Below are 13,107 nucleotides of genomic sequence, written 5' to 3' on the forward strand. Positions count from 1 at the left end.
TTTGGCGTGGAGGTGAGTGAGAGCGTTTCGGACGGTAGGGGCAAAAAAAAGCGAGGGTGGTTTCCAGGCCACCCTCGCTTTCATTCGCATGTGCGAGGTTTCAGACGCTGCCCATTACGATATCGGTATTGAGCAGATCGACTCCGACCAGGGTAATGGTCGTTATCTGTCCGCCCGTCTCGGCCACCGTCACGATGCTGTCGGCGCCGGCGTTGTTGATCGACTGCACAGTGGCGCCCGGGTCACCAATGAGCACCACTGCATCGCGCTGGCCGGCTCCGGCATCGAAGCCTGTGACCTGGTACTGGTTCTCGGCGACCGACAGGTCGATGTTGAAGGCATCCCGCTCACCCGTGGTGCCCACCAGCCTGAAGTCGAAGAGCACGTCGGTCGTGTCGTTGGCGAACAGGTTGGCGTCGAACGCGCTGGTCGCCGTGTCGCCATCCTTGTCCGTCACCGTCGCGTTGAACGCCAGCTTGACGTCGCTGGCCAGGCTCTCGGTCTCGTGGGTGAACTCGATCGTCGGGATCTTGATCTCGCCCCGGGCCATCGTCAGCTGGACCGCATCGATCAACGATGTAGCCGATTGCTCGACGGTGAAGGACACCTGTCCACCGGCCTCTGGCGTCAGGGTGTTGACCTCGATCAGGTTGGAGAAGGTGCCATCTTCGTAGAAGACCCTGTAGTACAGGTCCTCGGTGGCCGTGTTGTAACCGCCCACGGAGTTGTCGATAAACACCTTCATGCTCGTCAGCAGGCTTTGCGGGTTGACCACGAAGCTTTCATCGGCCGCGCCGATCGCCGCCTGGTTGTCGCCCTGGAGCAGGTTGTTGGCGATGCCGATACCGGCCGTGCTGACGTTCAAGGCCGACGAGCCGATGAACGACGGCAGAGGGTTGGTTTGCAACTGCGCTTCGGTAGGGTCGGACGCTCCAAGCCCGATGCCGGTCTGAATGCTGTTCGCGCCGCTTGCCGGAGCCAGCGGGTTGGCGCCGAAGAACACGATGTCCTCGCTACCGATGGTCAGCGTACGCACCGGGTCCGGGCCACCGGCATCCAGCGAGCCGTCGGCACTGCTGAGGACGATGGTCGAGCGGAAGCCTTCCTCCAGGTCCAGCGCATAAGTGCCGTTGGCATAGGCGCTCAGGGTGTAGTGGACGGTGGTGTCCGCGGTCGCCGCGTTGTTGTCGAAGTCACCGGTCAAGGTGCCCGCGAACTGATACGCGCCATTGGCGTCCGGTGACGGCGACTGCTCGACCAGCGTACCGGTGCCGGTGGTGGTCGTATCGTCCGGCCGGACCAGGGTGAACTGGCCGTTCACCAGCGAGATGTCCAGCCCGGCCGCACCCAGCCCGTCGGCGCCGGCCGCCATGTTCCAGTAGCCTTGTTGCGCCTGGTCGGTCCCCGTGCCGATCAGGTTGCCGAAGGCCAGGGTCGGGGTGTCGTCATCGACGGTGATCACCAGTTTGTCGGCCGCGGCGGTCACCGTGTCGCCGTCCTTGTCGGTGGCTTGCAGCAGGCTGCCCAGGTTGATCGTCAGGTCGTTCTCGTCGTTACCGGCCGCGTGATCCAGGGCCTGGAGCAGGCTGAAGGTGTAGGCACCCGCTACCGTCAGGCTGAGGGTGAACACGTCAGTCGCGCCGGCCTTGGCGGTCAGGGTGCTGCCCAGGACGCTGTAGGTCAGTGCCACTCCGCCGGAGCTCAGGGCTGGCAAGCCGCTGGTGTTACTCGACAAGGAGTAGCTCAGCGGTACGTCGGCCCCGGACTGGAAGATGCCGCTGACGTTGCCGCTGACCGTGGTGACCTCGCCCGGTACGTCGCCGATACCCCCGGCGATGCCATTGGCCAGGCCGTCCTCGTCGACGGTGCCGGCCTCGGCGCTGCCATTCGCCGTTGGCGTGTCGTCATCGACGGTGATCACCAGTTTCTCGGCGGCGGCCGTTACCGTGTCGCCATCCTTGTCGGTGGCCTGCAGCAAGGTGCCCAGGTTGAGGGTGATGTCGTTTTCATCGTTGCCCGCTGGATGATCCAGGGGCTGGAGCAGGGTGAAGCTGTAGTCACCCGCAGCATTGAGGCTGAAGGTGAATACATCGGTTGCGCCCGCCTTGGCGCTCAAGGTGTCGCCGGCAACGCTATAGACCAGCGCGACTCCACCCGAGCTCAGGGCTGGCAGACCGCTGGTGTCGCTCGACAAGGCGTAAGTCAGCGGTATGTCGGCGCCGGACTGGAAGATACCGGTCACGCTGCCGCTGGCCGTGGTGGCTTCGCCAGCCACGTCGCCCACACCACCGGCAATACCGTTGGCCAGGCCGTCCTCATCGACAGTGCCGGCCCCAGCGGTGCCATTCGCCGTTGGCGTGTCGTCATCGATGGTGATCACCAGCTTGTCGGCCGCGGCGGTCACCGTATCGCCATCCTTATCCGTGGCTTGCAGCATCGTACCCAGGTTGATCGTGATGTCGTTTTCGTCATTTCCGGCCGGGTGATCCAGCGGCTGCAGCAGGGTAAAGCTGTAGGCACCGGCGGCACTGAAGCTGAAGGTGAATACCTCGGCGCCACCCACGCCTGCATTGGCGGTGAGGGTGTCACCGGCGACGCTGTACACCAGCGCCACTCCGCCCGAACTCAGGGCTGGCAGGCCACTGGTATCGCTCGACAGGGAGTAAGTCAGCGGCACGTCGGCACCGGATTGGAAGATGGCAGTCACATTGCCGCTGGCCGTGGTGGCTTCTCCGGGCACATCGCCGACACCACCGGCGATGCCATTGGCCAGGCCGTCCTCATCGACGGTGCCGGCCTCCGCGGTTCCGGCGGCTGTAGGTGTGTCGTCATCGACGGTGATCACCAGTTTTTCCGCCGCGGCGGTCACGGTGTCGCCATCCTTGTCCGTGGCCTGCAGCAAGGTGCCCAGGTTGAGGGTGATGTCGTTTTCATCGTTGCCGGCTGGATGGTCCAGGGGCTGCAGCAGGGTAAAGCTGTAGTCACCTGCGGCGCTAAGGCTGAAGGTGAATACATCGGTTGCGCCCGCCTTGGCCGTCAGGGTATCGCCAGCGACGCTGTAGACCAGTGCCACTCCGCCCGAACTCAGGGCTGGCAGACCGCTGGTATCACTCGACAAGGAGTAAGTCAGCGGTACGTCGGCACCGGACTGGAAGATACCCGTCACGCTGCCGCTGGCATTGGTGGCTTCACCGGCCACGTCACCGACACCGCCGGCAATACCATTGGCCAGGCCGTCCTCATCGACGGTGCCGGCCTCCGCGGTTCCGGCGGCTGTAGGTGTGTCGTCATCGACGGTGATCACCAGTTTTTCCGCCGCGGCGGTCACGGTGTCGCCATCCTTATCCGTGGCCTTCAGCAGGGTTCCCAGGTTGAGGGTGATGTCGTTTTCATCGTTGCCCGCTGGATGGTCCAGGGGCTGCAGCAGGGTAAAGCTGTAGTCACCGGCGGCACTGAGGCTGAAGGTGAATACATCGACCGCGCCAGCCTTGGCCGTCAGGGTGTCGCCAGCGACGCTGTAGACCAGTGCCACTCCGCCAGACGTCAGGGCTGGCAGACCGCTGGTATCGCTCGACAAGGCGTAAGTCAGCGGTACGTCGGCACCCGACTGGAAGATACCGCTGACGCTGCCATTGGCCACGGTGGCCTCACCGGCCACGTCGCCCACACCACCGGCAATGCCATTGGCCAGGCCGTCCTCATCGACGGTGCCGGCCGCGGCAGTTCCGGTTGCGGTGGGCGTGTCGTCATCGACGGTAATCACCAGTTTCTCGGCCGCGGCGGTTACCGTGTCGCCATCCTTGTCGGTGGCTTGCAACATCGCGCCCAGGTTGAGGGTGATGTCGTTTTCATCGTCGCCCGCCGGGTGATCCAGCGGCTGCAGCAGGGTAAAGCTGTAGGCGCCCGCCGCGCTGAGGCTGAAGGTGAATACATCGACCGCGCCTGCCTTGGCCGTCAGGGTGTCACCGGCGACGCTGTAGACCAGGGCCACTCCGCCGGATGTCAGGGCTGGCAGGCCGCTGGTATCGCTCGACAGGGCATAGCTCAGCGGCACATCGGCCCCGGACTGGAAGATGCCCGTGACGTTGCCGCTGGCCGTCGTTGCTTCGCCCGCCACGTCACCCACACCACCGGCGATGCCGTTGGCCAGGCCGTCTTCATCGACAGTGCCCGCTTCGGCGGTTCCGGCGGCGGTTGGGGTGTCGTCATCGACGGTGATCACCAGTTTCTCGGCCGCGGCCGTTACCGTATCGCCATCCTTGTCGGTGGCTTGCAGCATCGCGCCCAGGTTGAGCGTGATGTCGTTTTCATCGTTACCGGCCGGATGATCCAGCGGTTGCAGCAGGGTAAAGCTGTAGTCACCCGCAGCATTGAGGCTGAAGGTGAATACATCGGTTGCGCCCGCCTTGGCCGTCAGGGTGTCGCCGGCAACGCTATAGACAAGGGCGACTCCGCCCGAACTCAGCGCTGGCAGGCCACTGGTATCGCTCGCCAAGGCGTAAGTCAGCGGTACGTCGGCACCCGACTGGAAGATACCCGTGACGTCGCCGCTGGCGGTGGTGGCCTCGCCCGCCACGTCGCCGACACCACCGGCGATGCCGTTGGCCAGGCCGTCTTCATCGACAGTGCCCGCTTCGGCGGTGCCGGTGGCGGTTGGGGTGTCGTCATCGATGGTGATCACCAGTTTCTCGGCGGCAGCCGTCACCGTATCGCCGTCCTTGTCGGTCGCTTGCAACAGGGTTCCCAGGTTGAGGGTGATGTCGTTTTCATCATTGCCCGCTGGGTGATCCAGCGGCTGCAGCAGGGTAAAGCTGTAGGCACCGGCGGCACTGAAGCTGAAGGTGAATACCTCGGCGCCACCCACGCCTGCATTGGCGGTGAGGGTGTCACCGGCGACGCTGTACAGCAGTGCCACTCCGCCGGACGTCAGGGCTGGCAGGCCACTGGTATCGCTCGACAGGGAGTAAGTCAGCGGCACGTCGGCACCGGATTGGAAGATGGCAGTCACATTGCCGCTGGCCGTGGTGGCTTCTCCGGGCACATCGCCGACACCACCGGCGATGCCATTGGCCAGGCCGTCTTCATCGACGGTTCCAGCTTCCGCGGTTCCGGTGGCGGTTGGGGTGTCGTCATCGACGGTGATCACCAGTTTTTCGGCGGCAGCCGTTACCGTATCGCCGTCCTTGTCCGTGGCTTGCAGCATTGCACCCAGGTTAAGGGTGATGTCGTTTTCATCGTCGCCCGCCGGGTGATCCAGCGGCTGCAGCAGGGTAAAGCTGTAGGCGCCCGCCGCGCTGAGGCTGAAGGTGAATACATCGACCGCGCCGGCCTTGGCGGTCAGGGTGTCACCCGCGACGCTGTACACCAGGGCCACTCCGCCGGATGTCAGGGCTGGCAGGCCGCTGGTATCGCTCGACAGGGCATAGCTCAGCGGCACATCGGCCCCGGACTGGAAGATGCCCGTGACATTGCCGCTGGCCGTCGTTGCTTCGCCCGCCACGTCACCCACACCACCGGCGATGCCGTTGGCCAGGCCGTCCTCATCGACGGTTCCGGCTTCGGCGGTTCCGGCGGCGGTTGGGGTGTCGTCATCGACGGTGATCACCAGTTTCTCGGCCGCGGCCGTTACCGTATCGCCATCCTTGTCGGTGGCTTGCAGCATTGCGCCCAGGTTGAGGGTGATGTCGTTTTCATCGTTACCGGCTGGATGATCCAGCGGTTGCAGCAGGGTGAAGCTATAGGCACCCGCCGCGCTGAGGCTGAAGGTGAACACATCGACGGCACCCGCCTTGGCGGTCAGGGTGTCGCCGACCACGCTATACACCAGCGCCACTCCACCGGAGGTCAGGGCTGGCAGGCCGCTGGTGTCGCTCGACAGGGCATAGCTCAGCGGTACATCGGCCCCGGACTGGAAGATGCCCGTGACGGTGCCGCTGGCCGTCGTTGCTTCACCCGCCACATCGCCGACACCGCCGGCAATGCCATTGGCCAGGCCATCCTCGTCGACGGTGTCGGCCGCGGCGACGCCGGTCGCGGTGGGCGTATCGTCATCGACGGTGATCACCAGCTTCTCGGCGGCGGCCGTCACGGTGTCGCCATCCTTATCCGTGGCCTTCAGCAGGGTTCCCAGGTTGAGGGTGATGTCGTTTTCATCGTTGCCCGCTGGGTGATCCAGCGGTTGCAGCAGGGTAAAGCTATAGGCACCGGCGGTGCTGAGGCTGAAGGTGAACACATCGACGGCGCCCGCCTTGGCGGTCAGGGTGTCGCCCACCACGCTGTACACCAGTGCGACGCCGCCTGACGTCAGGGCAGGCAGGCCGCTGGTATCACTCGACAAGGAGTAAGTCAGCGGCACATCGACGCCGGACTGGAAGATGGCAGTCACGCTGCCGCTGACGCTGGTGACCTCGCCAGGCACGTCGCCGACACCGCCGGGGATGCCATTGGCCAGGCCGTCTTCATCGACGGTGCCGGCCGCCGCGGTGCCGGCCGCTGACGGTCCATCGTCCTCGAAGATCATCTGCGAGCCGATTTCGGTGGTGATCGTGGAGGGGTGGCGCAGCGAGAAACCACCGATATCGAAGTCGGCGTGGTTATCGCCCCTGGCGTTGACGGCGGCCCCGTTCTCGATCAGCACGCGGTTGTGATCCGCGCTGGTGGTGTATTCGATCTGGTAGCCGGCCTTGACGCCGGTGACCGTGGCCACGCCGCCGGTAAAGCTGATGGCAATGTTCGGATCGTTCACCGAGCCGTCGGAGTTCTCGATCACCAGCCCGGTGCTTTTATCGAAGATGCGCACATTGGTGATGGCCACCGATGCATCGTTCGCATAACCATTGATGAAATTCACGCCGGTTTCAACCGCAGTGCTGTAGGCACTGATCTTGACCATCGCGGTCTTGCCGCCTTGCAACTGCACGACATCGAAACTGGCGGTCGTCGCATTAAACATCGCGGTGTAGTCGATGTTGGCTTCGACGTCGGCTTCGTTCTGGCTCAGGTTGGGAACGGTCACATCCAGCCGGGCGCCGGTGACGAAGGTCAGGCGGATGCCTTCCTGTTCCACGATCATCTGGTTGTTGGTACCAATGGTGGTCGGGCCACCGCCCTGGCTGGTGTTGATGGTGTCACCGGTGTTGATGTTGGCGCCCGATGACTGGTCCGCAGGGTCTTTACCGGTGGCGATGATCGTCGGATCGCTGACCCGCAACACACCGCCGTCGTTGACCACCGTCGGGTTCGACCCGGTGAACATCAGGAACAGGTTCTGCCCGGAGGGGGCGTTGGTCAGGTCGAATCCGTCCTTGAGGGCGCTGACGAACACCTTGTCCAGCAGGCTGAGGGCATCGTCCGGATTACTCGCGTCCGGGTGCTTGAGCGGTTGGTATTCCACGGTCCAGATCTTGCCGCCGCTGACCGGCGATCCGGTTTCCTCGATATAGGCGGCGAACACGATCGCGCCGTCAGGGCCGCCGGCCCGGCCCAGCAGGATGTTGTTGTTGGTATCGGTATACAGCAGGATGCTGGTGCCATCGAGGGTATCCAGCCCGCTGTCCAGGCCGTTGAGCGCCGCGCCCAGGCTGTCGGTGAACTTGATATCGAGGACGTTGGTACCGGGTGTCAGGTTGAGGGTGAAGGCATTGCTGCCGGTATCGCCCACGGCACCGGTATAGCCGCTCAAGGCGGCGTCCATGGCGGTACCGGCGCCAAGGGCGGTCAGGCGGGTGGCGAAGGTCGAGGGCAGGGCGGACAACAGAATGTCATTGTCGTCAGCGTCTCCTGTCGGGCTCGGCGTGGTGGTGGCATTCTGCAATCCGCTGGTTTCGTCCAGGGTCACGCTTGCACCGGTCACCACGGGCGCAGTGCCGTTGGCCTGGGCGGTGCTGAGGGTCAGCGTGTCGTCGCTGGAGAAAACGGGGTAGAGAGCGGTACTGGTGTCGGCGTTCAGGTCGTTCGTGGGAGATGTGGTTGTTTTAGAAGTGATCATGACGTTCTCCTGTGCAATACCAGTCGTTGAGGCCGCAGCTGGGCCCTCTGTTGGCAGATGCAACCACTATGGGGATGCCGCGCAGGTTGCGCATTGGCCGATACTCCCAGGCCGGATGGGAGTTTCAGCCTATTCGGCAGGGGAGGCGGGATAAGGCAAAACAGCGCTCGCCAACTGAACCCCGAGGGGGGCTTTTGGGTAGCCCGCGATGGCGGCCACAGGCCGTCGTCGAGCGGCTCGAGCGCTCGCCGCGGTTCTCATATGGGCGCGCAAAAAAAAGCGAGGGTGGTTTCCAGGCCACCCTCGCTTTCATTCGCCTGTGCGAGGTTTCAGACGCTGCCCATCACAATGTCGGTATTGAGCAGATCGACCCCGACCAGGGTAATGGTGGTGATCTGTCCGCCCGTTTCGGCCACCGTCACGATGCTGTCGCTGCCGGCGTTGTCGACCGACTGCACAACGGCCCCCGCGTCACCAATGAGCACCACCGCATCGCGCTGGCCGGCGCCCGCATCGAAGCCTGTGACCTGGTACTGGTTCTCGGCGGCCGACAGGTCGATGTTGAAGGCATCCCGCTCACCCGTGGTGCCCACCAGCCTGAAGTCGAAAAGCGCGTTGGCCGGGTCGTTGGCGAACAGGTTGGCGTCGAACGCGCTGGTGGCCGTATCGCCGTCCTTGTCCGTCACCGTCGCGTTGAACGCCAGCTGGATATCGCTGGCCAGGTTCTGGGTCTCGTGAATGAACTCGATCACCGGGATCTTGATCGTACCCTTGCCCATCGTCAGCTGGACCGCGTCGATCAGGTGGGTGCCGTCCCACTCTACCGTGAAGGAGGTCTGGCCTCCGGCCTCCGCCTGCAGGTCGGCGGCCTGGACCTTGATGGGCGCGCCCGAGGTCGTGCCGTTGTCGTAGTAGATCGTGTAGTACAGCTCTTCGGTGGCCGGGTTGTAGCCCTGCACCGAGTTGTCGATATAGACCTTCATGGCCGTCAGCAGCGTCTCGGGGTTGACCACGAAACTCTCGTCACCGGCATTGATGCCCGCCGTGTTGTTGCCCTCCAGGTTGTTGTTGGCGATGCCGATGCCGGAGGTGCTGACGTTCAAGGCCGCCGAGCCGATGTAGGACGGCAGCGGGTTGGTCTGCAACTGCGCTTCGGTAGGGTCGGGTGCTCCGAGCCCGATGCCGGTGAGGATGCTGTTCGCGCCGGTTTGCGGCGCCAGCGGATTCGCGCCGAAGAACACCACATCCTCGGTGCCGATGGTCAACGTGCGCACAGGGTCCGGGCCACCGGCATCCAGCGAGCCGTCGGCACTGCTGAGGACCACGGTCGAGCGGAAGCCTTCCTCCAGGTCCAGGGCGTAGGTGCCATTGGCATAGGCGCTCAGGGTGTAGTGGATGGTGGTGTCCGCGGTGGCCGCATTGTTGTCGAAGTCACCGGTCAAGGTGCCCGCGAACTGGTAGGCGCCATTGGCGTCCGGTGACGGCGACTGTTCGACCAGCGTACCGGTGCCGGTTGTGGTCGTGTCGTCCGGCCGGACCAGGGTGAACTGGTCGTTCACCAGCGAGATGTCCAGGCCGTTGGCATCCAGCCCGTCGGCGCCAGACCCCAGGTTCCAGTAGCCTTGTTGCGCCAGCTGGGTACCGGTGCCGATCAGGTTGCCGAAGGCCAGGGTCGGGGTGTCGTCATCGACGGTGATCACCAGTTTGTCGGCCGCGGCGGTCACCGTGTCGCCGTCCTTGTCGGTGGCTTGCAGCAAGCTACCCAGATTAAGGGTGATGTCGTTCTCGTCGTTGCCCGCCGCGTGATCCAGGGGCTGCAGCAGGGTGAAGGCATAGGCCCCCGCGGCATTGAGGCTGAAGGTGAACACATTGACCGCGCCGGCCTTGGCGGTGAGGGTATCGCCGGCAACGCTGTAGGTCAGCGCCACACCGCCCGAACTCAAGGCCGGCAGGCCGCTGGTGTCACTCGACAGGGCGTAAGTCAGCGGTACGTCGGCCCCGGACTGGAAGATGCCCGTGACGCTGCCGTTGGCTGTCGTCGCTTCGCCCGCCACATCCCCGACACCTCCGGCGATGCCATTGGCTAGGCCGTCCTCATCGACGGTGCCGGCCTCGGCGGTGCCATTGGCGGTGGGCGTGTCGTCATCGACGGTAATCACCAGTTTCTCGGGCGCGGCGGTCACTGTGTCGCCATCTTTATCCGTGGCTTGCAACAGCGTGCCGAGGTTGAGGGTGATGTCGTTTTCATCATTGCCGGCCGGATGATCCAGCGGTTGCAGGAGGGTGAAGCTATAGGCACCCGCCGCGCTGAGGCTGAAGGTGAACACATCGACGGCGCCGGCCTTGGCGGTCAGGGTGTCGCCGGCGACGCTATAGACCAGCGCCACCCCGCCCGAACTGAGGGCCGGCAGGCCGCTGGTGTCACTCGACAAGGCGTAATTCAGCAGTCCATCGGCACCGGGCTGGAAGATCCCGCTGACGCTGCCGCTGGCGGTGGTGATCTCGCCAGGCACATCACCGACACCACCGGCAATACCATTGGCCAATCCGTCTTCATCGACGGTTCCGGCCTCGGCGGTTCCGGTTGCGGTGGGTGTGTCGTCATCGACGGTGATCACCAGTTTCTCGGCGGCGGCCGTTACCGTATCGCCGTCCTTGTCGGTGGCTTGCAGCAAGGTGCCGAGGTTGATCGTGATGTCGTTCTCGTCGTTGCCCGCTGGATGATCCAGCGGTTGCAGCAGGGTGAAGCTGTAGGCACCCGCGGCGCTAAGGCTGAAGGTGAACACATCGACGGCGCCGGCCTTGGCGGTCAGGGTGTCACCGGCAACGCTGTAGACCAGCGCGACCCCGCCCGAACTCAGGGCTGGCAAGCCACTGGTATCGCTCGACAAGGCATAAGTCAGCGGTACGTCGGCCCCGGACTGGAAGATACCCGTGACGTTGCCGCTGGCCGTGGTGGATTCACCCGCCACATCACCGACACCCCCGGCGATGCCGTTGGCCAGGCCGTCTTCATCGACGGTGCCGGTCGCGGCGGTCCCGGTGGCGGTTGGCGTATCGTCATCGACGGTGATCACCAGCTTCTCGGCGGCGGCCGTTACCGTGTCGCCGTCCTTGTCGGTGGCCTGCAGCAGGCTACCCAGGTTGAGGGTGATGTCGTTTTCATCGTTGCCGGCTGGATGATCCAGCGGTTGCAGCAGGGTGAAGCTGTAGGCACCCGCCGCGCTGAGGCTGAAGGTGAACACATCGATTGCGCCCGCCTTGGCGGTCAGGGTGTCGCCCACCACGCTGTACACCAGCGCCACGCCACCGGAAGTCAGCGCCGGCAGGCCGCTGGTGTCGGTGGACAAGGCATAGCTCAGCGGCACATCGACGCCGGACTGGAAGATGCCCGTCACGTTGCCGCTGGCGGTGGTGGATTCGCCAGGTACGTCGCCGACACCGCCGGGGATGCCATTGGCCAGGCCGTCTTCGTCGACGGTGCCGGCCTCAGCGGTTCCGGCTGCGGCCGGCCCATCGTCCTCGAAGATCATCTTCGAGCCGATTTCGGCGGTCGCGGTGGTGGCTTGGCGCAGGGTGAAGCCACCGATGTCGAAGTCGGCGTGGTCATTGCCCTTGGCGTCCAGGGCGGCGCCGTTCTCGACCAGTACGCGGTTGTGGTCCGCACTGGTGGTGTATTCGATCTGGTAGCCGGCCTTGACGCCGGTGACAGTGGCCACGCCGCCATCGAAGCTGATGGCAATGCTCGGATCATTCACCGATCCGTCGGAGTTCTCGATCACCAGCCCGGTGGCGTTGTTGATCACGCGAACACTGATAACGGCCACCGAGGTATCGTTCGCATAGCCGTTGACGAAGTCTGCGCCGGTTTCAACCGCGGTGCTGAAGGCACTGATCTTGACCACCGCACTCTTGCCGCTTTGCAACTGCACGACATCGAAACTGGCGGTCGTCGCATTAAACATCGCGGTGTAGTCGATATTGGCTTCGACGTCGGCTTCGTTCTGATCCAGGTTGGGAACAGTCACGTCCTGCCGGGCGCCGGTGACGAAGGTAAAGCGGATACCTTCCTGTTCCACGATCATCTGGTTGTTGGTGCCGAAGGTGGTCGGGCCACCGGCCTGGCTGGTGTTGATGGTGTCACCGGTATTGATATTGACGCCCGTCGATTCGTCGGCGGGGTCCTTGCCGGTGGCGATGATCGTCGGGTCGCTGATCCGCAGTACACCGCCATCGTCGACCACCGTCGGGTTGGCCTTGGTGAACATCAGGAACAGGTTCTGCCCGGAAGGCGCATTGGCCAGGTTGAACGTCAGGTCCTGGCTGGCGCCGATAAACACCTTGTTCAGCAGATTGAGGGCATCGTCCGGATTACTGGCATCCGGGTGCTTGAGCGGTTGATATTCCACGGTCCAGATCTTGCCGCCCGACAGTGGCGACCCGGTTTCTTCGATATAGGCGGCGAATACGATCGCGCCATCAGGGCCGCCGGCCCGGCCTAGCAGGATGTTGTTGTCGGTATCGGTATACAGAAGGATGTCGATGCCATCGAGGGTGTCCAGGCCGCTGTCCAGGCCATCGAGCGGAGCGCCCAGGCTGTCGGTGAAGCTGATATCGACATTGATCGCACCGGGCGCCAGGTTGAGGGTGAAGGCATTGCTGCCGGTGTCGCCCACGGCACCGGTATAGCCGCTCAAGGCGGCGTCCGTCGCGGTACCCGCGCCGAGGGTGGTCAGCCGGGTGGCGAAGGCCGAGGGCAGGGCGGCCAGCAGGATGTCATTGTCGTCGGCGTCTCCCGCAGGGGCTGGCGTGGCGGTAGCGTTCTGCAGCCCGGTGGTTTCGTCCAGCGCAACGTTGACGCCGGTCGCTACCACGAGCGGGTCGCTCGTGAGGGATAGGTTTTCTTGCAGGGTGGTCATGACATTCTCCTAGGCAGTTCCAGTCGTTGGGGCCGCACCCGGGCCCTCTGCTGGCAGATGTCACAACTATGGGGATGCACAGGAGGTTGCGCATTGGCCGATACTCCTGGGCGGCCTGGGAGTTTCAGCCTATCCGGGAGGGCAGCGGAGGGAGGAGAAGGTGCCGGTCCAGGACGTGCTCTTCAGACCTTGCGCCGCTTG

Annotated in this window: 2 protein-coding genes; both read right to left on the reverse strand. The window is 64.2% G+C overall.

Features of this window, described 5'->3' with window-relative positions; all coding sequences use genetic code 11:
* Positions 1-100: 100 nt before the first annotated feature.
* The gene (locus AC07VU_RS12565; RefSeq protein WP_495029954.1) at positions 101-7,987 is read right to left on the reverse strand and encodes a beta strand repeat-containing protein; all 7,887 of its coding nucleotides are present in this window, start codon (positions 7,985-7,987) and stop codon (positions 101-103) included.
* Positions 7,988-8,316: 329 nt separating this feature from the next.
* Positions 8,317-12,906 carry a T1SS-143 repeat domain-containing protein gene (locus tag AC07VU_RS12570; RefSeq protein WP_495029955.1) on the reverse strand — a complete coding sequence of 1,530 codons (4,590 nt, stop codon included), beginning with the start codon at positions 12,904-12,906 and terminating at the stop codon, positions 8,317-8,319.
* Positions 12,907-13,107 lie beyond the last annotated feature (201 nt).

This window comes from Pseudomonas sp. GW821-FHT02B10 (assembly GCF_059421865.1).

What these genes read in the sequence shown, in the direction of transcription:
- AC07VU_RS12570 (WP_495029955.1), bottom strand. Translation starts at nt 12,906, where the DNA reads ATGACCACCCTGCAAGAAAACCTATCCCTCACGAGCGACCCGCTCGTG.
- AC07VU_RS12565 (WP_495029954.1), bottom strand. Translation starts at nt 7,987, where the DNA reads ATGATCACTTCTAAAACAACCACATCTCCCACGAACGACCTGAACGCC.